The 22,998-nt window shown below is 69.1% G+C and carries 21 protein-coding genes; 10 read left to right on the top strand and 11 right to left on the bottom strand.

From position 1 onward, the window contains the following. Positions 1-45: 45 nt before the first annotated feature. From ACIBK4_RS18150 to ACIBK4_RS18125, 6 genes are all read right to left on the bottom strand, one after another. The gene (locus tag ACIBK4_RS18150) at positions 46-2,202 is read right to left on the bottom strand and encodes a beta-galactosidase (RefSeq protein ID WP_398995747.1); all 2,157 of its coding nucleotides are present in this window, start codon (positions 2,200-2,202) and stop codon (positions 46-48) included. 52 nt (positions 2,203-2,254) lie between these two features. Next, a complete protein-coding gene (locus ACIBK4_RS18145) occupies positions 2,255-3,190 on the bottom strand; it encodes a carbohydrate ABC transporter permease (protein WP_398995746.1) in 936 nt (311 codons plus the stop codon). After that, positions 3,187-4,098 carry a carbohydrate ABC transporter permease gene (locus tag ACIBK4_RS18140; RefSeq protein WP_398995745.1) on the bottom strand — a complete coding sequence of 304 codons (912 nt, stop codon included), beginning with the start codon at positions 4,096-4,098 and terminating at the stop codon, positions 3,187-3,189. The genes ACIBK4_RS18145 and ACIBK4_RS18140 overlap by 4 nt, the downstream gene beginning before the upstream one ends. 2 nt (positions 4,099-4,100) lie before the next feature. Further along, complete coding sequence (locus ACIBK4_RS18135) at positions 4,101-5,477, bottom strand: ABC transporter substrate-binding protein (RefSeq protein WP_398995744.1); 1,377 nt, start codon at positions 5,475-5,477, stop codon at positions 4,101-4,103. Between the two features lie 151 nt (positions 5,478-5,628). Continuing rightward, positions 5,629-6,621: a LacI family DNA-binding transcriptional regulator gene (locus ACIBK4_RS18130; RefSeq protein WP_398995743.1), complete on the bottom strand. Its 993-nt coding sequence runs from the start codon at positions 6,619-6,621 to the stop codon at positions 5,629-5,631. A gap of 274 nt (positions 6,622-6,895) precedes the next feature. Continuing rightward, on the bottom strand, positions 6,896-7,318 hold the full coding sequence (locus ACIBK4_RS18125) for an organic hydroperoxide resistance protein (protein WP_398995742.1): 423 nt from the start codon (positions 7,316-7,318) through the stop codon (positions 6,896-6,898). Between the two features lie 367 nt (positions 7,319-7,685). Between ACIBK4_RS18125 and ACIBK4_RS18120 the strand changes: the two genes are divergently transcribed. Together ACIBK4_RS18120 and ACIBK4_RS18115 are read left to right on the top strand one after the other, a co-directional pair. Then, positions 7,686-8,537: a chitosanase gene (locus tag ACIBK4_RS18120; RefSeq protein ID WP_398995741.1), complete on the top strand. Its 852-nt coding sequence runs from the start codon at positions 7,686-7,688 to the stop codon at positions 8,535-8,537. 254 nt (positions 8,538-8,791) lie between these two features. Continuing rightward, positions 8,792-9,715: an SDR family oxidoreductase gene (locus ACIBK4_RS18115; protein ID WP_398995740.1), complete on the top strand. Its 924-nt coding sequence runs from the start codon at positions 8,792-8,794 to the stop codon at positions 9,713-9,715. Here ACIBK4_RS18115 and ACIBK4_RS18110 read toward each other — a convergent pair. The 3 genes from ACIBK4_RS18110 to ACIBK4_RS18100 form a co-directional block, all read right to left on the bottom strand. Then, positions 9,699-10,394: an RNA polymerase sigma factor gene (locus tag ACIBK4_RS18110; protein WP_398995738.1), complete on the bottom strand. Its 696-nt coding sequence runs from the start codon at positions 10,392-10,394 to the stop codon at positions 9,699-9,701. The two genes, ACIBK4_RS18115 and ACIBK4_RS18110, sit on opposite strands and share 17 nt — an antisense overlap. Before the next feature lie 126 nt (positions 10,395-10,520). Then, positions 10,521-11,888 carry a carotenoid oxygenase family protein gene (locus tag ACIBK4_RS18105; RefSeq protein ID WP_398995736.1) on the bottom strand — a complete coding sequence of 456 codons (1,368 nt, stop codon included), beginning with the start codon at positions 11,886-11,888 and terminating at the stop codon, positions 10,521-10,523. Positions 11,889-11,911: 23 nt separating this feature from the next. After that, the gene (locus ACIBK4_RS18100; RefSeq protein ID WP_366431680.1) at positions 11,912-12,502 is read right to left on the bottom strand and encodes a hypothetical protein; all 591 of its coding nucleotides are present in this window, start codon (positions 12,500-12,502) and stop codon (positions 11,912-11,914) included. A gap of 240 nt (positions 12,503-12,742) precedes the next feature. On the opposite strand from ACIBK4_RS18100, the gene ACIBK4_RS18095 reads away from it, so the two are divergent. Next, positions 12,743-13,360, top strand: a complete 618-nt coding sequence (locus ACIBK4_RS18095) for a PadR family transcriptional regulator (RefSeq protein WP_398995734.1) — start codon at positions 12,743-12,745, stop codon at positions 13,358-13,360. An 18-nt stretch (positions 13,361-13,378) separates the two neighbouring features. Here ACIBK4_RS18095 and ACIBK4_RS18090 read toward each other — a convergent pair whose 3' ends face one another. Further along, on the bottom strand, positions 13,379-14,029 hold the full coding sequence (locus ACIBK4_RS18090; protein WP_398995733.1) for a TetR/AcrR family transcriptional regulator: 651 nt from the start codon (positions 14,027-14,029) through the stop codon (positions 13,379-13,381). A 68-nt stretch (positions 14,030-14,097) separates the two neighbouring features. Here ACIBK4_RS18090 and ACIBK4_RS18085 point away from each other — a divergent pair, with 68 nt between their 5' ends. The 7 genes from ACIBK4_RS18085 (at position 14,098) to ACIBK4_RS18055 (ending at position 22,219) form a co-directional block, all read left to right on the top strand. Beyond that, positions 14,098-15,558: an MDR family MFS transporter gene (locus tag ACIBK4_RS18085; RefSeq protein ID WP_398995732.1), complete on the top strand. Its 1,461-nt coding sequence runs from the start codon at positions 14,098-14,100 to the stop codon at positions 15,556-15,558. 103 nt (positions 15,559-15,661) lie between these two features. Beyond that, on the top strand, positions 15,662-16,873 hold the full coding sequence (locus ACIBK4_RS18080; protein WP_398995731.1) for an FAD-dependent monooxygenase: 1,212 nt from the start codon (positions 15,662-15,664) through the stop codon (positions 16,871-16,873). Positions 16,874-16,949: 76 nt separating this feature from the next. After that, positions 16,950-17,351: a RidA family protein gene (locus ACIBK4_RS18075; protein WP_398995730.1), complete on the top strand. Its 402-nt coding sequence runs from the start codon at positions 16,950-16,952 to the stop codon at positions 17,349-17,351. 108 nt (positions 17,352-17,459) lie between these two features. Beyond that, complete coding sequence (locus ACIBK4_RS18070) at positions 17,460-18,443, top strand: alpha/beta hydrolase (protein WP_398995728.1); 984 nt, start codon at positions 17,460-17,462, stop codon at positions 18,441-18,443. A 175-nt stretch (positions 18,444-18,618) separates the two neighbouring features. Next, a complete protein-coding gene (locus ACIBK4_RS18065) occupies positions 18,619-19,284 on the top strand; it encodes a TetR/AcrR family transcriptional regulator C-terminal domain-containing protein (RefSeq protein ID WP_398995727.1) in 666 nt (221 codons plus the stop codon). Between the two features lie 360 nt (positions 19,285-19,644). After that, complete coding sequence (locus tag ACIBK4_RS18060) at positions 19,645-20,376, top strand: GPR1/FUN34/YaaH family transporter (protein WP_398995726.1); 732 nt, start codon at positions 19,645-19,647, stop codon at positions 20,374-20,376. Positions 20,377-20,422: 46 nt separating this feature from the next. Beyond that, complete coding sequence (locus ACIBK4_RS18055) at positions 20,423-22,219, top strand: CocE/NonD family hydrolase (protein ID WP_398995725.1); 1,797 nt, start codon at positions 20,423-20,425, stop codon at positions 22,217-22,219. Positions 22,220-22,259: 40 nt separating this feature from the next. On the opposite strand, the gene ACIBK4_RS18050 is transcribed toward ACIBK4_RS18055, so the two are convergent. Then, on the bottom strand, positions 22,260-22,946 hold the full coding sequence (locus tag ACIBK4_RS18050) for a TetR/AcrR family transcriptional regulator (protein ID WP_398995724.1): 687 nt from the start codon (positions 22,944-22,946) through the stop codon (positions 22,260-22,262). Positions 22,947-22,998 lie beyond the last annotated feature (52 nt).

Genomic DNA, 22,998 nt, shown 5'->3' with positions numbered 1-22,998 from the left:
CGACGAACGTACCCAGCGCCTTCACCGCTCTGCTTCTTCGCACAGCTACTCCTTGGCATCGATCGGGGAAACGAGTACGCGTACGTCCCACGGGCCCAGCTCCAGCACCGCGCCCGCGGGGAGGGCCGTCCCGTCCAGGGCATCCGCGAGATCGACCGGAACCGCCGAACGGGCGGGCTCCCAGCTCCAGTTGTGGACGATGTGCACGCGCCGGCCGTCGGGCGAGGTACCGGTCGTCGCCGTGACGGACGCGGGCAGATCGCCCCACCCGCTCCGGGCGGCCGGCGCCAGCCACTCGGCCAGCGCCCGCGCGAGATCACGGCCGGGCACGGTGCCGACGTAGGTGACCCGCCCCTCGCCATGACGGCGGGTGGTCACAGCGGGCCAACGCCCGAAGTGCGGGTGCTCGTACGTCGCGAGGACCTCGGCGTCGGCGACGGTCAGCCCGTCCGCCCAGTGCGTCGCCGTCGCGGTCTCCGGCAGCGCGAGCGGGCCGCCGGGTACGGGTCGCACGGGCACGGCCTGCGTGAGGTTGCTGAATTCGTCGTACGACACTCCCGCCGCGTCGGTGAGGCGGGCGGGGGCCGGTTCATGCCGGGCGCGTGCCTCGTGGTCGGCGTAGCCGGTGCGGGGGCCGAGGACCAGATGGCCGCCGGCCTGCGCGTAGGCGGCGAACCAGTCGAGCGTGGTGTCGTCGGCCAGGTACAGGGCGGGGACGACGAGAACGGGGTGGCGGCGGGCGGCTTCCTCCGGGGCCATACCGTCCCGTTCCCCACGCGGGTCGTGGAGTTGGCGGGCGTGGACGACTCGCACCTGCCGTCCGGCGTCGAAGGCGCCGCGGTAGAAGGGGTCGAGGATGCGGTGGTAGGCGGCGGGGTCCAGTTCGCCGTCCGGGGTCGCGAGGGGCGGGTGCTTCTGCATCAGCCACTTGCTGGGGGTGGAGTAGACGATCGTGATGTCGGCGTCCGGTTGGAGACCGGCGACGAGGGGGCCCACGGCCTCGAACTCCTCGCCCAGCCGGGCGAGTTCGGCGTAGGTACGGCCCGGGCGGCCGCTGTGCGGGAGGACTCCGCCCCAGTACGTCTCGGCGCCGAAGCGCAGGGTCTGCCACTGCCAGTACTCGATCATGCGGGCGCCGCGGCCGACGAGGGCCCAGGCCGCCTGGCGCCACTGGCCGTCGTAGGCGGGGCGGTTGTCCCAGGCCATGCCGATGGAGTTGGCGTTGGTCTCGGTGACCAGGAACGGCTCCTGGCGGGAGGAGAACATCCAGTCGGCGGTCTGGTAGAGCGACCAGACGCCGGTGGTCTTCCACTTCTGTTCGTGGGTGTCCGGGGCCGGGTCGGGCAGGAGCAGGCCGTCCTGCATGTCGTAGTACGGGTTGCCGGTGGCGATGTCGAGGCGGTCGGTGAGCTCGTCGTCCTCGACTGCCGGGCGGGTGTAGGAGATACAGGTCGTGACGAAGTGCTCGGGGCGCGCGTACTCGCGGACGATGTCGGCCTGCCAGCCGATGAACTCGGTGCACTGGTGGGCCTGGAACTCCCGCCAGGCGACGTCGTATTGGGGCTGGACGTTGCCGTCCGGGGTCCACAGGTCGGCCCACGTGGACAGCCGGTGGGACCAATAGACCAGCCCCCACTCACGGTTGAGCGTCTCGACGTCGCCGTACTTCTCGCGCAGGTGGTCGACGAAACGCTGAAAGACACCGTGGTTGTGGAACAGCTCCAGACCCGGTTCGTTGTCGACCTGGAAGCCGATCACGGCGGGGTGCTCGGCGTAGCGGGCTACGACCTTCCGGATGATCCGCTCGGCGTGGAAGCGGAACGCCGGGTGGGTGAAGTCGACTTCCTGCCGGGCGCCCCAGCCGATGCGCTCGCCGGTGCGCCGCTCGCCGGTGATCTCCGGGTACTGGCGGGCCAGCCACGGCGGTACGGCGTAGGTGGGGGTGCCGAGGATGACGGAGATGCCGCGTTCGTGGGCGCCGTCCAACACCGGTTGCAGCCAGTCGAGTTGGAAGCGGCCGTTCTCCGGTTCCCAGGTCGACCAGACCGACTCGCCGATCCGGATGACGGTGAAGTGCGCCTGGGCCATGAGGTCGAGGTCGGTCTTGAGCTGCTCGTCGGGCCGTACGTCCGGGCCGTACGCGGGGTGGTACTCGTGGTAGTAGGCGGCACCGAACAGAACGCGGGCGGGCAGATCCGCCATGGACAAACCTCCGGAAAGCAGTGGGTGTTGGGGGGGGGAGTTGCTGTGGGGGTTACTGCTTGACGCCGCCGGTGGCCAGGCCGCTCTGCCAGTACCGCTGGAGCAGCAGGAAGGCCAGGACGAGCGGGATGATCGAGATCAGGGAGCCGGTCACGACGAGGGCGAGCATGTCGCTGCTGGCTCCGGCGCCGCCGTTCTGCGCCTGGGCGGCCCAGGAGGAGAGCCCGACCGTGATGGGGTACAGGCTCGGGTCGTTGAGCATGATCAGCGGCAGGAAGTAGTTGTTCCAGGTGGCGACGAGCGTGAAGAGGACGACCGTCACCAGGCCGGGGGCGAGCAGCCGTAGCCCGATCGTGCAGAAGATCCGGAACTCTCCGGCGCCGTCCATGCGGGCGGCCTCGATGAGGCTGTCGGGGACGGCGTCCTCGGCGTAGATCCGCATGAGGTAGAGGCCGAACGGGCTGATGAGGGAGGGCAGAATGACGGCCCAAGGGGTGTTCACCAGGCCCGCCTTGGCGAAGAGCAGGTAGGTGGGGATCGCCAGCGCGGTGGTCGGGATCATGATGGCGCCGAGGACCAGATTGAACGCGGCGCCGTGACCGCGGAAGCGGTACTTCGCGAAGCCGTAGCCGGCCGCCGCCGCGAGCAGCGCGGCGCCGAGCGCGCTCGCCCCGGCGTAGAGGACGGTGTTGAGCAGCCAGCGGCCGAACACGCCGTCGTCCTGGGTGAAGGTGGCCTTGATGTTCGACAGGAGTTGCGGGGCGTGCGAGAACCACAGGCCGAAGCTGTTGAACAGGTCCTGGGTGCTTTTGGTCGAGGCGATCAGCAGCCAGAAGAGGGGCAGCAGGAAGTACGCCAGGACGGCCAGCATGGCGATGGTGAGCGGGGTGCTGCGGCGGCGGGTCGGCGATCGGCGCGGCGCACGGTCCCCGGCGTCAACTCGCTTCACGGGTACGGCTGTTGAGGCGGCGGACGTGACGGTGGTCATGCGGTCCTCCTTCGGTTCGCGGTGAGCAGGAAGGCGTACGACACGATCACGATGACCAGTCCGAGGATGAAGGAGACCGTGGCCGCGTAGTTGGTCTGCTGGCTGATGAAGGCGACGGAGTAGGCGTAGAGGTTGGCGGTGTAGGAGCTGTCGATGACGTCCGGGGCGACGCTCATGAGCAGCTTCGGTTCGTTGAAGAGCTGGAAGCTGCCGATCACCGAGAACAGCAGGGTGAGGGTCAACGCCGGTCGCAGCGCCGGGAGTTTGATGGACCAGGCGATCCGCCAGGCGCCGGCGCCGTCCATGGCCGCCGCCTCGTACAGCTCGGCGGGGACGGTGCGCAGCGCGGCGTACAGGATGATCATGTTGTAGCCGACGAACTCCCAGGTGACGATGTTCGCGAGGCTGCCGAGCATCCAGCCGTCGGTGAGGAAGTGCGGGGCCGGCAGATGGAGGTCGTGGCTGATCTGGGCGAAGGGGCCGAAGTCGGGACCGTAGAGGTAGCCCCACATCAGGGTGGCGATCACGCTCGGGACGGCGTACGGGACGAAGACGCCGAGGCGGATCACCCGGGCGAGCCGTAGCAGGCCGCTGTCCAGCGCGAGGGCGAAGCACAGGGCGAGCAGCAGCATCACGGGGACCTGGATGACGAAGAACAGGGCAACTCGGCCCAGTCCCTTGAGGAGTTGGGGGTCCTTGAGGGCGGTGACGTAGTTGTCGAGGCCGACGAATGTCGAGCCACCGATGAGCTTCTCCTGGAAGAGGCTCAGGTAGGCGGCGTAGCCGAGCGGGGCGAGGAAGAGCAGCAGGAACAGGACCATGAACGGGGCGATGAACAGGACGCCCGCAGAACCGAGTTGGCGTCGCCGGGGCGGGGATTCCGTACGAGCGGGGGCTGTGGTGGCCATCGTCAGCCTCCCTTGACCGTGAAGCCCTGGCTCTTGGCGAAGGTCGTGATGCGCGACTGCCAGGAGCCGAGCGCGCGGACGGTGTCGGTCTTGTCGGCGAGGGACTTGCCGACGGTCTCGGTCCAGTCCGTGGCCACCCGGTCGAGGAACGGCGGCCACTGGAAGGCGGGGTCGACCTGGGCGCTGATGTCGGCGAAGACCTGGTTGACCTTCTGGCCGCCGTAGAAGGCGGGCGCGTCGGCGAGGAAACTCGCCTCGGACAGAAGGGACTTGGTCGCCGGGAAGAAGAACTGCTCGGTGGCGAACATCTTGGCGCTGGCGGGATCGCTGTTGAGGAACTGCGCGAACACCGCTGCCTGGATGGGGTTCTTGGTGGAGCGGATGACGGCGGTGGTGGAGCCGCCCCAGTTGCCCGCACTGGGCTTGGCCGCGTCCCACTGCGGGAGCGGAGCCGCGCGCCACTTCCCGGAGGTGGCCTTGGCCGAGCCGGACAGGAAGGCAGGCCCCCACGCACCGGTCAACCAGGTCGCGTACTTCCCCTTGTTGAGAGCCGCGTACCAGGCATCGGTGAAGTCGGGCTCCACGCCGATCACACCGTCCTTGGCGAGCGTCCCCCAGTAATCACCGAGTTTCTTCGAGACCGCGTCGTCGACGCTGACGGTGATGTCGCTCTTGCCGGAGGTGACGTACGGCTTGCCGCCCGCCTGCCACAACAGGCCGTGCCAGGCGGCGACTTGGTTGGCGGCGAGGTTGGTGAGGTAGACGTCCGGGTCGGCCTTGTGCAGCTTGCGGGCGGCGGCCGCGAACTCGTCCCAGGTGGTGGGGACTTGGATGCCGTGCTGGTCGAAGATGTCCTTGCGGTACAGCATGCCCATCGGCCCGGTGTCCTGCGGTATCGCCCAGATCTCCCCACCGCTGCCGCTGACCTGGCCCCAAGTCCAGTCCACGAAGGTCGACTTGAGCGCGGAGGCGCCGTAGGGACGCAGATCCAGCAGACTGTCGGTGATGGTGAACGTCGGGATCGCCTGGAACTCGATCTGCACCATGTCCGGCGCACCGCTGTTCGCCTTCAGCGCGGTCCGCAGTTTGGTGTACTGAGGCGTCCCCTGACCGGCGTTGACGACCTTGACCTTGACGGCCGGGTACTTCTTCTCGAAGAGCGCGACCTCCTTGTCGATGTTCGGAACCCAGGTCCAGAACGTCAGTTGGGTCGGCGTCGTCATCGCCTTGTCGATATCGGCCTGACTGACCGGCTTGCTCGACGAGCCACTCGTACCGCCACCACCCCCACCACAGGCGGCCAACGACACCGCACCGGCGGCAACGAGGAAACTCCGACGACTAAGGGACGAGGGCGAGTTGAAGAAGGGTCCGGACATGATGAACTCCCGAGAGAGGGTATGGGTGACCGGCACACCGACCAACGGCGTGCTGAAACTTGCGCGAGGTGAGCGCCCCTTCAGGGGCGCGGGGAACTGCGCGACCAGCCCCCACCGGCCCGCAGACAAAAAACGGCGGACCCAGAAGCAACTAGCGCGGCGCCGCCGAAGACGCCCGAACAACAAGCTCAACCGGCGGATCAATCATCGGCAACGGATCCGACCCAGGGTTCTCAATCGCATGCACCAGCAACTTCAAACCCCCCTGCGCCATCGCATCGAACGGCTGCCGCACAGTCGTCAACGGCGGAGTCACATACGCGGCAACCGGCGTGTCGTCGAACCCGACCACACTGACATCCTCCGGAACCCGCCGCCCCGCTTCCGAAAGCGCCCGAATCAACCCGATCGCCATGTCGTCATTGGCGGCGAACACCGCGGTAACGGTGGAATCGACGCCAAGTTCAAGCCCGGCCGCATAGCCGGACGCGGCAGACCAGTCCCCCTCGACAACCGGAGGCTCCACCCGCCCGTGCGCGGCGAGCGCCGCACGCCACCCGTCGAGCCGATCCCGCGCCGAGTACCACCGCTGAGGCCCCGCCAGATGATGAACCGTGGCGTGCCCCAGCTCCAACAGATGCTCGGTAGCGGCCCGCGCCATCTGCCCGGAGACGATCCCACCGGTCACGACATGCGGCGCGGCGAACGGCGGCGGCGCACCGAGAACAAGCACCGGCACATCGACCCGCGCCGACAACTCCGCCCCACCCTCCTCGTCGATCGGCTCGGAGATGACGATGCCGTCCACGCCCTGGTCCAGGAGCGAATCGACGGCGCCGGCGATACCCGCCGACTCGCCCTCCATCGTGTTGACGACACGGAGTGCGTAGCCGGTGTCCCGTACGGCCCGTTCGACACCCATGAGCAGCGAGGCGGGACCGTACAGAGCGGTGCCGAGCGTGACGACGCCGATGGACCGGGTACGTCCGGAGGCGAGCGCGCGGGCCGCGTTGTTGGAGCGGTAGCCGAGTTCCCCGGCCGCCGCGAGGACACGACGGCGTACGTCCTCGGAGACGTACGGCTCGTCGTTCATGACCCGGGACACCGTCTTCTGCGACACGCCCGCGAGGCGTGCCACGTCCACGCTGCGCGGCGCGGCTCCCGCCCCACGTCCTGCCACTGGTGTCATGGTGTCTCCCGATCTCCGGCAGCCGCATCCTAGCCCGACTCCGGTCTATGACTGCGCTGTCATGACTGCGCAGTCATATCTACGCAACGCGACAGGGCACGTCAAGACTTCGCGCAACATCCGCGAAATACGGGAGTACCGGGCAGACCACGGGGCCGCTCTCGTCCGGGCACGACGGACAGCCCGAAGGCCCCGCACCCTTACAGAGCGCGGGGCCTCAAGTCCCGTACTACACCGTGGTGTTGAGAGTGACCTCGATGTTGCCCCGGGTGGCGTTGGAGTACGGGCACACCTCGTGCGTGGCCTTCACCAGCTGCTCGGCGGTGGACTGCTCCAGGCCGGGCAGGTGCGCGGTGAGCGACACGGCGAGGGTGAAGCCGCCGGCGTCCCGGGTGAGCAGGCTGACCTCCGACCGGACGGTGGAGGCGCCCACCTGGACGCCCTGCTCGCCCGCGATGAGGCGCAGTCCGTTGTGGAAGCAGGCGGCGTATCCGGCGGCGAAGAGCTGCTCGGGGTTGGTCCTGTCGCCGCCGGGGCCGCCCATCTCCTTCGGGACGGCGAGGAGTTCGTCCAACACGCCGTCGACGGAACGGACTTCGCCGTTGCGGCCGTCGCCGGTCGACAGGGCCTCGGTGGTGTAGAGCGTGGGCATGGTGGTTCCCTCTTCGTCGTCGCTAGGAGTGGTGGTGCGGGCTCCGAGTCTGGAGCCGCCGACCGCGCACAGCCTGCCCCTGCCAGGGGCACGCACCCCGGCACCCCGGTGATCGATACTCGACCGACCGCACCAATCGGTGAACTGACCACGCGACGACTGGAGTTCACGCGTCGCCGAAGTGGCCGGGGCGACAAGAGTGGGCAAACCGTCAAGCATCGCCCTCGCACGGACAGGCGACTCTCGTTCATAGCTACGAATTTGACTCCAGGTGGGTGCCTTCGGCGCCGAACCTCTGATAGTTAACTTTCCTATCAGTTCGGCGGTACGACCAACTCCCCACCCCCCACCACCCTTTGGAGTCCCCGTGGTCCACCCGTTCCACGACGCTGCGACCTCCGAGCCGACGAGCCCCTCGCGTCGGACGCTCCTCGCGCTCATCGGCGTGTCGCTCGCGGCAGCACCTCTGCTGCGCGCTCCGCAGGCCTCGGCAGCCCCCTCGGCCAAGGCCACCGGCCTCGACGACCCGGCGAAGAAGGAGATCGCCATGAAGCTGGTGTCGAGCGCGGAGAACTCCTCGCTCGACTGGAAGGCGCAGTACAAGTACATCGAGGACATAGGTGACGGCCGCGGCTACACCGCCGGCATCATCGGCTTCTGCTCCGGCACCGGCGACATGCTCGACCTGGTCCAGCTCTACGCGGACCGCAAGCCCGGCAACGTCCTCGCGAAGTACCTCCCCGCGCTCCGCAACGTCAACGGCTCCGACTCGCACTCCGGGCTCGACCCGAACTTCCCCAAGGACTGGCGCACGGCGGCCCAGGACACGGTGTTCCAGCAGGCACAGAACGACGAGCGCGATCGCGTGTACTTCAACCCCGCCGTCAGCCAGGGCAAGACCGACGGGCTGCGCGTGCTGGGCCAGTTCACGTACTACGACGCCATCGTCATGCACGGCGACGGCGACGACCCCACCAGCTTCCGCAACATCCGCGCCCGCGCCCTGCGTTCGGCCAAGCCGCCGGCCCAGGGCGGCAACGAGACGACGTACCTCAACGCCTTCCTCGACGCACGCGTCTGGGCCATGAAGCAGGAAGAGGCCCACAGCGACACGACCCGCGTCGACACCGAACAGCGCGTCTTCCTCCGCAACGGCAACTTCGACCTCAACACACCGCTGAACTGGAAGGTCTACGGAGACAGTTACACCATCAACTGACCGGTCCTGCCGCCTGGTTGGGAGGCAACTCGGCGGACAGTGCGGCGCCAGGATCCGGGGGTACGGGTCCTGGCGCCGCTGCCGTTCACCTCCGAAGCGCCCGTCATCGGGCCCCCACCTGAGGTCATGCCTGCCGCGCATCGCCCTATGCGACACAGGACTTGGACACCCGCGCGAGCCCTTCCTAGCGTGGTGCGTGAGCCCGTCGCCAGGTGCCGCCGGGTCGACTCGAACCGACCCGGGGGATCTCCACTGTGCGTGTTTTCGTTGCGGGCGCGACCGGTTACATCGGCTCCGCCGTCGTCCGCGAACTCCTCGACGCGGGGCACCAGGTCCTCGGCCTGGCCCGCTCGGACCCGTCCGCCGACGCCCTGACACGCTCCGGCATCGACGTGCACCGCGGCGACATCGACGACGCCGACAGCCTGCGCGCCGGAGCCGCGGCGGCGGACGGTGTCGTCTACGCCGCGAACCAGCACATCTCCGAAACCACCGACCCGGCCGCCCGCGCGAAGGCCGAACTGAACGCGGTGGAGGCGATCGCCGCCGAGCTGGAGGGCACGGGCAAGCCCTTCGTGGTCACTTCCGGCGTCATCGGCCGCACACCGGGACAGCTGCTCACCGAAGAGACCCCCACCCTCCCCAACCCCGTCACAGCCCTACGGCTCCAGGTCGAGCTGTCCGTCCTGGCCGCGGGCGAGCGCGGTGTGCGTTCGTCCTCGGTACGGCTGGCCCCGACCGTGCACGGCCCGGGAGACGCGCGCGGGTTCATCTCGACGCTCGTCGGAGTCGCTCGTAGCACCGGCGTGTCCGCCTTCGTCGGCGACGGGTCCAACCGGTGGCCGGCCGTGCACCGCCGGGATGCGGCGACCCTGTACCGGCTGGCCCTGGAATCCGCGCCGGCCGGTACGCCCCTGCACGCGGTCGCCGAGGAGGGCGTGCCGTTCCGGGCCATCGCGCAGGCCATCGGCAGACAGTTGAAGGTCCCCGCCGTCAGTCTGACCCCCGACGAGGCTAGCCGGCACTTCGCCGGTTTCCTCGCCCCACTGGTCGCGCTCGACAACCCGGCGTCGAGCGCGCTGACGCGGCAGCGTACGGGTTGGCGGCCGACGCACCCCGCGCTGGTCCCGGACATCGAACTGGGCCATTACTTCGGGGAGTTCAGCGCAGAACAGTGATCCGGTCCTGACCGGGGCGAGGGCTCGGCCGAAGCCCATTGCCTCCTTCCGTCGCCAGCAGTTCACGGGCCTCGACGCGGCTGGCGCGGACGTGTTGTGCGGCATCGCCGTGCGGTGCGTCCGCCGTGACGGCGAGGGCTTCCGCCAACTTGGTCCGTCCTTGGCTCAGTCGGCTGCGCACGGTGCCGACCGGCACCCCGCACACCTCCGCTATCCGTTCGTACGAGGTGATCCCGGTGGCGAAGTAACGGAGCACCAACGGCATGCGCAACGCCGGCGTGAGTTCCGCCAGGGCCTCCCACACCCAGTCGCGCAACGCGTTCCGCTCCAGCCACTGCTCCGGGCCCAAGTGCGTTGACGGGAGCGGCAGTTCACCCACCGGCCGGACCACGGCCGACTCCCTCAGCACCAGCCGGGCGGCGTTGCGCACGATCATCCTCAGCCACGCGCCCACCGCCTCCGGATCACGGACGTCCCCGATGCGCAGCAGCGCCGTGAGCGCCGCGTCCTGCATCACGTCGTCGGCGTCCGCCCCCGGGCCCAGAATGCTCACCGCGACGGCGCGCATCCCGGCCCGGTGTCGTTCCAACAGCAGCCCCAGCGCGGCGACTTCACCCGATTGCGCCGCACGCGTCAGCGCCACGTCCTCTCCGCGTGCCGCCCCCGCGACATCCCCCATCGTGCGTCCCTTTCGACACCTGGTTACGGCTGTTCTGGGCACCCTGGCGAGAGCCGTCCTCCGAGCCCGGAAGGCTCGGGTCCGGAGGACGGCTCAGCGTTCACGGCTTCGGCAGGGTGCGGCGGGTCAGGCGTCCGCGAGCCAACTGCCGTGGAATCCGGCGGGTACCCGCCGGGGCAGATGGATGGTGGCCACCGGCTCCTGGGTGAGGTTGTCGGCGTCGAGGATGACCAGGTCGCTGCGGTCGGTCGAGGCGTCGTAGACATACGTCATGAGCCAGCCGGGGCCGCCCGCCCGGTCGTCGGCGGGGGCGAAGGCCGCCTCGCCCGGGAAGCGTCCCGGCGCGAAGTAGTGGCTGGCGACGCTCGACTTGCGGAGGTCGTACCGGTGGATCGCGGCACGCGACTCGTTCGGGTCGTACTGCGGGAGTTCCGGGACAGGCGCCGCGGTGGCGTGGCCGAAGTCGGCGGGCAGGCCCGCGAGTCGGTCGTCGATGCGGGGGAACTCCCCAGGGTGGTCGTCCAGTTGCTCCTCACTGAGCGCCCCGGTCGTGAGATCTATCGTCCACCGCCACAGGTGTGCCGCCGTCGCCACGGTGGCACCGTCCCGCAGCGACGGGTAGCGCATGCCGAGCAGGACGAGGCGCTGACCGTCGTTCTCCTCAAAGGAGTTGAGGGTGTGGAAGACATAACAGGGGTCGATGTCGAACCAGCGGATGTCGCCGTGCGGGTCGTCCCTGCGCAGGACGCCGAGCCTGGCTCCGTAGGTGTCGGACCAGACGTACGGCATGCCGCCGTTCGGATCCATGGCCCGCTCGATGCTGAACACGGCGGGCAGGTCCATGAAGACGACATGGTTCCTGGTGAGGTAGAAGTCGTGCATCATCGTGTGCGCCGGGACGTCGATCGGCCGGCTGACCGTCAACTCGCCGTCGGCGTCGGCACGGTGGTAGGTGAGGTACGGCGCCGCGAGCCCGCCGTAGCCGTAGAAGTGCAACTCACCAGTCACCGGGCAGGTCTTGGGGTGGGCGGTCATCGGGGTGCGCAGGCGGCCGTCGAAGTCGTAGGGCCCGACCGTGTCGAGTTCGCGTCCGGGTTCGCAGCTCAACTCCTGTGGGAAGGACGTCTCGACGAGGGCGAGGGTGCGGCCCGCGTGCCGGACGACGTGGGTGTTGGCGACGCCCGCGGCGAGGTTCATTTCGCCGTCCCGGCCGTAGACCTGTTCGCCGGTGGCGAGGGTGGGGGTGCGGACCCAGCGGTTGCGGTACGAGGTGGCCCTGCCGGCGTCGAGGCGGACGCCGTGCACCATGCCGTCGCCGGTGAACCAGTGGGCCGAGGCGGCCTCGTGCGGGTTGGGGCCGTTGCGCAGATACCAGCCGGTGAGTTCCGGCGGGATCGCTCCGGTCACCGCGAGTTCGGTGACGGTGATCTCGTCGGGGACCGGGGCGAAGTTGCCCGCCAGGTGCGGAGGCGGTGGGGTCTTGTCCGTACTCATGGGGAAGTCCTTGGGGTAGCTGGTCAGGCTTGCGCCGCTTGCATGGCTTCGAGGCGCGCCTGGACACGCTTGGGGTAGACCGAGGTGAAGACCGCGGGAGCGACGAGGCCGACGACATGGGCGGTGATGCCGACCCAGGCGGGGGCGTCGGTCGCGTTGCCGATGGCCAGGACGACGGCGATGAACGTGAACCCGGATCCCCAGGCGGCCGTGATGTGGTTGTTGACGGCGAGGAAGCCCGGGGTGTCCCAGTACTCCTCGGGCGCCTGCCGACGGGCGATCCCGAGCGTGAAGGGGCTGCGGAGCGCCATGCTGCCCCAGGCCGTCCCGGCGAGCCAGACGAACGAGATGACGTCGCTGTGGTCCTGGATCGACGAGTCGGGCGAACTGAAGGCGATCGCCCCGATGATGACGAAGTAGATGATGGTGCTGATCTCCAGCACCATCGCGTCCATCGCCACTCCCCGCCGCCGGTCCTGGAGCAGCAGCAGGACGCCGACGACGACGCCGGCCACCGCGCCCCAGCGCCAGTCGACGGCGGAGACGAATCCTGCCGCGATCCATGGATAGAAACCGCGCAAATAGCCCATGATGCCCACGTTGAACTTCCTCACCACTCGATGTTCCAATTTTGACAGGTGGAAGCTAGATGCTCCGCAATCAACATGTCAAGAATGGAATATTGAACGAAAGTCCGCCGCCCGACCGTCCCCGACGGCCCGAACGGGCCCCACCTGCGCAAACCCCTACGACCGCGCCCGCCCTCCACGCGGCCCCCTTCGCGGGCACACAGAATCCGCATGGGTAGTTTTCGACCTGTCAATATTGGAGTGACAGGCGTTAGGCTGGTGGGCATGAGCCTCCGCAACGCCCTCCTGGGCCTCCTCGTCTTCCGCCCCGGCAGCGGCTACGACCTGCTGAAAATGTTCGACACCTCGCTCGGCTACGTCTGGCCGGCCAAGCAGAGCCAGATCTACGGCGAGCTGACCAAGCTGGACGCGACGGGCCTGATCAAGGTCACGGAGGAGGGCCCCCGGGGACGCAAGCAGTACTCGCTCACTCCCGAAGGGCGCGCGGAGACGGTGCGCTGGCTCACCGAGAACCGGGAGAGCAGGCCGCAGCGCAACCCGATGCTTCTGCAGACCTTCTTCCTCGGGCTGCTGCCGAGAGAGGAAGCGGTGCAGCGGCTCCTCGACCACGCGGAGGCCTCGGCGAAGGAGCACGACACCCTGGTCGCCCTCCGCGACACGGAGGAGTGGGACAAGGACATGCTCACCGTGTGCGGCAGGCTCGTCCTCGAACACGGCATCCGGCAACGGGTGTTGGAGCAGGAGTGGGCCCACTGGGCCGCGGAGCAGCTGCGCACCGGAACCATGACGGGTCCCGACGCGGGGACGGCCGCACCGGACACGGACGAACCGAGCGCCAACGCCGACGGCGAGCAGGCGCACTCCGGCGAGAACGCCCAGTGATCACGCCACCGCGCACTCCTAGCGCACGGCGTACGCGCGGATGAATGCGTGGGCCCCGTCGATCATGGTCTGACGGACTCGTTCCGGGTCGGGGTTGGTGGGCACCGGTTGGCGGTCGTAGGCCAGCAGGACGGTCAGGGCGAAGAAGTGGTCGCCCGCCAGACGCGGGTCGTCGGTGTCCAGGAGTCCGGCGTCGGCGAAGTGGGCCAGACGTTCCGCGAACACCTCCTCCACCACCCCCGTCGCGATGTCGTCCCGGGTGGTCGGCGTCCGTAGGCGCTCCTGGGCGACGAGGGCGAACCCGGCGGCGTAGTCGGCCGAGCCGACGATCGACGTGCCGAGGTCGATCGCCAACTCCGTGAGCGCCTGCTCCAGTTGGGGCACCGTCGTGATCCGCGCATCCTCCGGGAGGTGCTCGTCGAGCGCGCTGCGCACGGTGTCCAGCAGCGACTGGGACACGTCCGTGAGGATGGCCAGGAAGAGGCGCCGCTTGTCGCCGAAGTAGTCGTACACCGTGCGCTTGGACACCGCCGCCCGGGCGGCGATGGCGTCCATGCTGACGCGGTCCACTCCCTGGTGCACGAACAGTTCCCGTGCGGCCGCGAGGATCGCCGTCCGCTTCTCCAGGGACCCCTCACGCACCGTCTTCTCCGTGCCCACCGCGCCCATCAGCACCTCCGGGGCAACCCTACACCGGTCGGTGTACCAACTACACTGCACGGTGTAGTGTCCGCGCCATGTCCTCGACAGTGACGGCCTCACAGGCCGAGACACCCGTGCCCGATCGCCGGCTGAACCTCATCAGCCTCGTCCTCGCCCTCGGCGTGTTCACGACGCTCCTCGACACGACGATCGTCAACATCGCCCTCGACCATCTGCAGTCGGTGTTCCATGCCTCGGTCGCCCGGACCCAATGGGTCGCCACGGGCTACCTGTTGGCGTTCGTGTCGGTGATCCCGGTGAGCGGGTGGCTGTCCGAACGGTTCGGTGCGCGCAACGCCTGGATGTGCGCCGTGGGCGCCTTTCTCGGCGGCTCGCTCCTGTGCGGACTCGCGGGTTCGCTGCCCGCGCTCATCGCCTTCCGGGTGCTGCAGGGCATCGGCGGGGGCATGGTCATGCCGATCACGCTCTCCATCGTCACGCGGGCGGCCGGCCCGGACCGCATCCACAAGGCCACGGCGGCCGTCGCGCTGCCCGGTCTGCTCGGTCCGGTCCTCGGTTCGGTGCTCGGCGGCGCCATCGTCCAGTCACTGAGTTGGCACTGGCTGTTCCTCGTGAACGTGCCGGTCTGCCTCGCCGCACTCGTGCTCGGCCGGATCCTGCTGCCCGCGACCCCGGGCGAGCGCGGCCACCGACTCGACGCCCCCGGCTTCCTCCTGCTCACGCCCGGCGTCGTCGCCGTCGCCTACGGCATCAGCGGGATATCCGGCGAGGACGGCTTCGCGGCCGCGACGGCCTGGCTCCCGCTCCTCGTCGGCGCCGCACTGCTCGCCGCGTTCACCGGCCACTCGCTGCGCGCCCGGCGGCCCGCCCTCATCGACGTGCGCATGTTCGCGCGGCGCGGCTTCGGCCTGGGGAGCGTCATCACGTTCGCGGGCGGGTTCTCGACCTACGCGTTGTCGTTCCTGCTTCCCCTCTTCTACCAGCAGGTTCGCGGCGATTCGGTCCTGCACACGGGTCTGCTGCTCATCACGCAGGGGCTCGGCACGATCTTCTTCGTCGTGGCCGTGCGCAACGTCGCCGCCCGGATCGACAGCCGCTTCGTCATCGCCGCCGGAGTGGCGCTGACCATGATCGGCACCGTGCCGTTCGCCCTCGCGGACACGCACGGCGGTACGACAGTGCTGCTCGCCGCGCAGTTCGCCCAGGGTCTCGGCTTCGCCGCCACCACGTTCCCGGTGATGACGCTCGCTCTCGCGGGCCTGAGCCATGCCGAGACGCCCCGAGGCAGCGCGGCGTTCAGCGTCGTCCAACGGGTGGGCGCGCCCTTCGGCGTCGCGGTCGTCGCCGTGATCCTGCAGCATCTGCTCGACGGCGCGACGACAACGACAGACCAACTCGCGGCATTCTCAAGCACGTTCTGGTGGATCTTCGGCCTCAGCACCGTCCCCCTCGTCCTCGCCTTCTTCGTCCCGTCGGAGTCGCAGAAGGCCACCGACCCCGCTCCCGCGGAGACCACAGGCCGGGCCGCCCAGTAGGGACGATCTTGCCTCGTTGACACGGTAACAACGTTAACGCTACCGTCGGCGATAACGCTGTTAACACATGGGGGTCACACCCTTCGGTGAAGCGAGGCAACCCATGGGGCGACTCAAGGTTCTGATCTCCGGCGCGAGCATCGCCGGGCCCGCACTGGCACTGTGGCTGGCCAAGTACGGCGCGGACGTCACCGTCGTGGAGCGCCGGCCCGAGCTGCGCACCGGCGGCCAACTGGTCGATCTGCGCGGGGTGTCGAGAGAGGCCCTGCGCCGGATGGGCGTCGACACCGAGGTCCGCTCCGAGCGCGAGGCCAACTTCGGCCTCTCCTTCGTGGACGCCCGAGGACGTACGAAGGGAGCGCTCCGGGCGGATCAGTTCGGCGGTGACGGACCGGTCGCCGAGATCGAGATTCTGCGCGGCACCCTGTCGAGAGTGCTCCACGACCAGTCGCGGGACCGGGTCGACTACCGGTTCGGTGACCGCATCACCTCGACGCGCGACGACGGTACGAAGGTCCACGTCGAGTTCGCGACCGCGCCCGCCGAATCGTTCGACGTCGTCGTCGGCGCCGACGGCCTCCACTCCGAACTGCGCGAGTCACTCTTCGGCCCGGAAGCCAACCACCTGCACCACCTGGGGACTTACATCTCCTTCTGGACGGCCCGGAACCACATCGGCATCAAGGACTGGACCGTCGCCTACAGCGAACCCGGCAGAACCATCGGCATGCGGTCCATCCTCGGCAACACGAAGGCGATGGCGTTCTTCAGCTTCCGCGCCGGCGCCCCGTCCTACGACTGGCGTGACGTCGACGCCCAGATGCGCATCGTCAAGGCCCGCGCGTCCGGCATGGGTTGGGAGGCGGCCGCGCTCCTCTCCCAACTCGACACGGCACCCGACTTCTACTTCGACACCTGCAGCCAGGTCACGCTGCCCAAGTGGTCGGCCGGACGCATCGGCCAGGTCGGAGACGCCGCCTACAGCGCCTCACCCCTGTCGGGCCACGGCGCCACGATCGCCATGGTCGGCGCGTACGTCCTCGCCGGTGAACTGGCGGGCACGCCAGGGGACATCACGGGTGCGTTCGCCCGGTACGAGCGGAAACTGCGCCCGTGGATCGGGCAGATCCAGCGGTCGGCCCCCGACTCGGGGAAGACGATGACGCCCCGCACTTCGTACGGCATCGCGTTCCGCAACAACCTCGTCCGCCTGGCAAGTCGCGTACCCGGCAAGGACGTTCTGATCAGGAGCCAGATCAACAGGTCGAACGCGTTCACGCTCGACGACTACTCACGGCATCTCGAAGCGGCCTAACCCCCGCGGCGCACCTCCCCGCGCCACAACTCCCCACCCCTCACCTCTCTACCCCGCACCCTCGAAAGGGCCGATCATGACGGTCAGTTGCGTCAATCCCCCGGAGCTTCCCCCGCTGCCGGGCATCCTCTCCCACGCCGTCGCCGTGCCCGAACTCGGGCTCGTGTACACCTCGGGCCAGGTCGCCTGGGACAAGGACGGCCGGCTCGTGGGCGGCGACGACCTCGCCGCCCAGTTCGAACAGGCCTACGACAACGTCGAAGCGGCGCTCCGCGCGGCCGGCTCCTCCCGCGAGAAGATCGTCAAGGAGACGATCTACCTGGTGGGTTACACGACCGACCGCGCCGCCGAGCTGACCGCGATCATCGCCGCGGCCCGCAAGGGTCATCCAACTCCGCCCGCGAGCACGGCAGTTGGCGTCGCGACCCTTTACGCGGACGGCTTCCTGGTCGAGATCGAAGTCGTCGCGACCCTCTGACGCGACGGCAGCCGGGACCACCCGCGGCCACCGTCCCTTCCCTTTGCCCACGACGTCCACGACACCTACGACGTGTACGACGTCTACCACCGCCCGTACGGAGAAGTCATGTCTCTGGCACCGCCCCCGTTCGACCCCGAACTCGCCGCCGTTCTCGACTCGTTGAAGGAGGTGCTCACGCCCGGTCTGGCCCTGGAGGACATCGACGGCCTCCGCAACGGTCCGGCGGCGGCCGCGCTCGCCGAGATCGACTTCACGATGGACGGCGCCTTCGACGTCGAGCAGCGGACCGTACCCGGGCCCGAGAACGCGCCGGACATCCCCCTCCTGATCTGCCGCCCCACCACGCCGACGCCCCCGCATCCGCGCCCGGTCGTCTACTACGTGCACGGCGGCGGCATGGTGATCGGCGACAACAGGTCCGGTGTGACCGTGCCGTTGGGCTGGGCGAAGGAACTGGACGCGGTCGTCGTGTCCGTGGGCTACCGGCTGGCTCCGGAGCATCCGCATCCGGCGCCGGTCGAGGACGTGTACGCCGGGCTCGTCTGGACGGCGAAGCACACGGCGGAGCTCGGTGCGGACGCCGAGCGGATCGTGATCGCGGGCACCAGCGCGGGCGGTGGACTCGCCGCGGCACTCGCCCTGCTGAGCCGCGACCGCCAAGGCCCGCGCGTCATCGGCCAGTTGCTGATGTGCCCCATGCTGGACGACCGCAACGACACCCCGTCCGGCCACCAGATGACCGGCGTCGGCATCTGGGACCGTACGGCCAACGAGACCGGCTGGACGGCACTGTTGGGCGCATCGCGCGGCGGCCCGGACGTGTCTCCCTACGCCGCGCCCGCCCGCGCCGAGGACCTCACGGGCCTGCCGCCGGCCTTCCTGGACGTCGGCAGTACCGAGACCTTCCGCGACGAGGTCGTCACCTATGCCGACCGCCTCTGGCAGGCGGGCGGCTCGGCCGAACTGCATGTCTGGCCCGGCGGCTTCCACAGCTTCGCCGGCTTCGCGCCGCAAGCACGGCTGTCACAGTCGGCGCTCGCCGCCCAACTGGACTGGCTGCGCAGGCTGTTGGGGGACAGCGAGGACTGATCACGCCACACCGTTAGGGGCCGGTCGGCGTTGCGCACCCGCTGGAGCGGCACGACCGGCTCCGCTCCCCATTGTTCATCACGGGCCGTCGCGGCCCCGCTCCCCCGCTCCTCATCACGTGCAGTCACGGCTCTCCTCGTCGCGACTCCCCAAAAGTGGCGATAACATCGTTACCATGCCTCTGGGTCATGACGCTTCCCCACCCGCACAGCCGGGCCCCCCGCCGCCCGCGACCCGCGCCCGAGCGCTGGTTTCCGCCGCGCTCCGGATCGTGGACGACGGCGGGCTGGAATCGCTCACCATGCGCCGGCTCGCGGACGCCAACAAGCTTCAACTGCCCGCCATCTACCGGGTGTTCAGCAACAAGCAGGCCCTCCTGGACGAGATGGCCGAGGCGATCCTGGCGAAGGCCGTACCGGACGGCCGCGAGCACAACTGGGAGGCCGAGGTCACCCGTCTCGCCAGACAGCTGCGGCAGGCCCTGCTGGCGCAGCGCGAGGGAGCCAGGATCGTCGGCGGCAGCTACGCCGCGAAGCGGCACAGCCTGACGCTCGCGGAACGCCTCGTCGGCGTCATGCAGGGCGCGGGATTCAACGGGGTCGCCGCCCTCTGGGCCACGTCGACCCTCTTCTGCTATGTCCTCGGGGAAGCCCTGGAGCAGCAGGGCCTGACCGACGACGCCCGCGACCGGCTCACGTTCCCCGGCGCGAGCCAGACCTACCCCCAACTCTTCTCCACCCCCGTCGAGGAGATCCTCAACTTCGACGACCGCTTCGAGTTCGGACTCGGACTGATTCTCGGCGGTCTGCGCGGGCAGCTCCCCCAGAACGATCTCCACTGAGGGCACCCCCACCCGCGTTTCGGAGAATATATCTCCACTTTCTTCAGCCCGGGAAGCCCTGCGACGCGGCCCTCCCGGAGGATCACCCGCCGCCCGCGAGGCCACTCCGGACGGCACGGCGGCCACCCCTTCCCACCAGGGACGATGCCCGCGATCCGCACCCCGATGACCCGCCCCCGAAGCCGCCCTCGCACCGCGACCAGCCTGTAGAAAGTCGCCGTCGAGACGCCGTCGAGGGCGTTTTCCACTTCGGTTCGATCCCTTGACAGCCCCAACCGGGCGTTCCCAAACTACCGACCATTCGGTTGACGGCCCGGGTCGAGCGCCCCCGCTGTCGACATTCCAGAAGGGTTGATCACCATGACCGAAGTGTCGCTTCACGATGCCCAGAGCCCGCCGGTCCCGACAGTCACCACCTCACACATCGGTCACGCGACAGCCGTGGGGGCGGCCGGATTCGCGTGGTGCTCGCTCATCCTGGGCCTGCACACCGCCGGGATCATCGACGCGGCCGACGGCACGATCGTGCTGGCGGGCACGTTCTTCTACGGCGGCATCGTCCAACTCGTCGCGGGATTCTTCGCGTTGGCGTCCGGCGCGACCTTCGCGGCCGCGTTCCTGACGGCGTACGGGGCGTTCTGGCTCGGCTACACCGTCATCGAGTTCTGGGCGGCACCGCACATCGCGGGAGCGGCGGCGGCCGCGGCCAAGGCAGGCGGGGCGTCGGCGGAGGCCTCGGCGGCCGCGGGCGGACACGCGGTGATGCAGTCGCTCGGACTGTTCCTCATCGGCTGGCTGGTGGTCACGCTGGTCTTCGGCCTCGCGAGCCTGGGCACGAACGCGGTGATCGTGAGCGCGTTCACCCTGCTGACGCTGACGATCGTGCTGCTGGTGACCGCCTACCTGGGCGCTTCGAGCGCGGGCGTGCCGAGCGATTCGGTGCTGAAGACCGCGGGTTACGTCGAGATCGTGCTGGCCGCCGTCGCCTTCTATCTGGTCCTGGCGGAGCTGACCAACGACATCCGGGGCCGTGCCGTGCTCCCGCTCTTCGCCCTGAACCGCAGCAGCCAGGCCGTCGCGCAGACGGCCTGACCCGGACGGCATGACGACGAACCCCCCACCCGTCTCAAGGAGCCGCATGAAAAAGCCCAAGGCAACAGACCGGATCAAACCCCCCCACAGAGTCACCGTACTGAGCAGTGCCACCGCGGTGCTCCTCCTCGTGGCGGCAGGCCAGACGACAGCCACCGCGCTCCCCGCACACGCGGTCAACTGGACGCCGCCCGCCGCGAGTTACGCGGCGAGCGCGCCCGTCCACACCACCGTGACGATGGACGACGGCGTGAAGATCGCCGTCGAGGTCGTCTATCCGACCGACCCGAGCACCGGCGCCCGCGCGTCGGGCCCGTTCCCCGTGCTCTTGACCCAGAATCCCTACGGCGCGCAGCGCTCCGATCCCGCGGACAGCGGCACGTACTTCGTGCAGCGCGGCTACATCTACGTGGCGTCCGCGATCCGCGGCACCGGCGAGTCCGGCGGGCAGGTCGACTGGTTCGGGGACCGGCAGGGCAAGGACGGAGCCGACCTCGTCGACTGGGCGGCGCACACGCTGTCGGGGTCCAACGGCAAGGTGGGGCTGGACGGTTGCTCCTACCTCGGGGTGAACCAGTGGTTCACCGCGGCGGCCGTGGGCAAGAACTCCGCGCTCAAGGCCATCACGCCGTTCTGCACCGACTCGGACTTCTACAACGACCTGACCGGCAACGGCGGGATCCCCACCCCCTTCGTGGCCGGCATCGCCCAGGCCGAACCGCGCGGCCCCGAGGACGACCCCGCCACCGATCCGCAGTCGGTGACCATCGTCCAGCAGGCGTCGGGTGGTTCACGCTCGTACAACGATGCCTACTGGCAGTCCCTGAACGTCCAGAAGACGCTCGTGCCGAAGATCGTCGCCAACAACATCCCGGCGCTGACCGAGGCCGGCTGGAACGACCTCTTCCCCGGCGGCAACCTCGGCGCCTACGTGTCGGCCCAAAACGCCTACTACCACCGGCCGTTGACCGATCCGATCGCGTCGGACGACCCCGTCACCGGCCGCTACCAGGCGATCGTCGGCCCCTGGACCCACGGCGAGCACGTCAACGAGGCGACACTGCAGGGCATCCGCCTGGAGTGGTTCGACACCTGGCTCAAGAACGCGCCCACCGGCATGGCCAACACCGCGACTCCCCTGCACCTGTTCGAGAACGGCGCGAACACCTGGGTCGACAGCGCCGCCTGGCCCCTGTCCTCCGACGCCCGCACCTATTACCTCGGCGACGGTTCCCTCACCCCCGGCAAACCGACCGACGAGGGCAGCGACTCGCTCTCCTGGAGCGCGGCGAGCGCGGCCAACACCCTGACGTACACCACCGCCCCGCTCACCAAGGCAGCCTTGCTCAACGGCCCGGCCGACGTCACCCTCTACGCCAAGTCGACGACACCGGAGACCGAACTGTCGGCGAAGCTGAGCATCGTCGCCCCGGACGGGACGGTGACCAAGCAGGCCGACGGAATCCTCCTGGGCAGCCAACGCGCCCTGGACCCGCAGGAGAGCTGGTACGGCGACAACGGCAGCCTCCTCAAGCCCAGTCACCCCTTCACGCAGGCCTCCCAGCGCCCGGTGACTCCAGGCCAGACGACCCGCTACGACATCTCCCTGCTGTCCAACTTCACCAAGATTCCCGCCGGTTACCGGATCCGGATCAGCATCAACAGCCAGCCGCCGGCCGACTTCCACTTCGCCGTCGCGCCGACCCCGCAGGAACTGGCGAACCTGGCCGGCGGCATCTACACCGTCGAACGCTCGCCGCAAGCCGCGTCGTTCGTCAACCTGCCTCTGACGACACCGAGTTCGGCCACACCCAGCGACACCGACTGGGGGCCGACCTCCTGAAACACACAGGCGTGGCAGGTCTGTCCGTACGGCGGGCCTGCTACTCCCGCACCGGGGCCGGCCGCACCAGCCCCATCACCTGCTCCACCGTCTCGTTGCTCAGACTCGGCGTCGTCAGCGGAGGGTTGTCGGGACGCTGCCGGATGCCGTTCAGGATGATCTCGAAATAGCGGCGCCACACGTCGGGCCGCTTGCCCTGGGTGAACTGGCTGGCGGCACTGAGCATTTGCACCACGACGGGGATGTCGGAGGGAGTGATCTCCGCACGCAGATCCCCGCTCTCCTGCGCCCGCTGGATCAGCGCCTCCAGGAAGGGGAGCATCCCGCCGCGCACCGTCTCGATGGGCTCGGAACTGTGGCTCCCCAGCATGATCACTTCTTGCAGACCACGGTTCTCGGCGAGGTCGGCGCCCATCTCCATCAGGAAGTCCACGAACCCTTCCCAGGGATCGGGATGAGCGAGCGCCCGCTCCGCCGACGCCTGCCGGATCCCGAGATCCTGCTCGAACAGGGCCCGCACCAGGGTCTCTTTGTCCGGGAAGCGCCGATACACGGTCCCGACTCCGACCCCCGCGTGCCGGGCCACATCGTCGAGCGTGACCTTCAGCCCGTGCTGCCCGAAGACCTCCCGCGCGGCCCGCAGAATCTTCTCCCGGTTGAGGGCGGCGTCGCGCCTCAGCGGGCGGTCGCCCTCCATCGGAGCATCAGCCCCGGAACCCTCAGCCATAACCCCATGTTAACCCTGTTGATCACAGGCAGGTTTGGCCAGCGCGCACCCT

This window comes from Streptomyces sp. NPDC050528 (assembly GCF_044457795.1).
Classification (GTDB): domain Bacteria; phylum Actinomycetota; class Actinomycetes; order Streptomycetales; family Streptomycetaceae; genus Streptomyces.
Note: the sequence above shows the minus strand (reverse complement) of the source record. Positions and strands in the feature narration are given on the sequence as shown.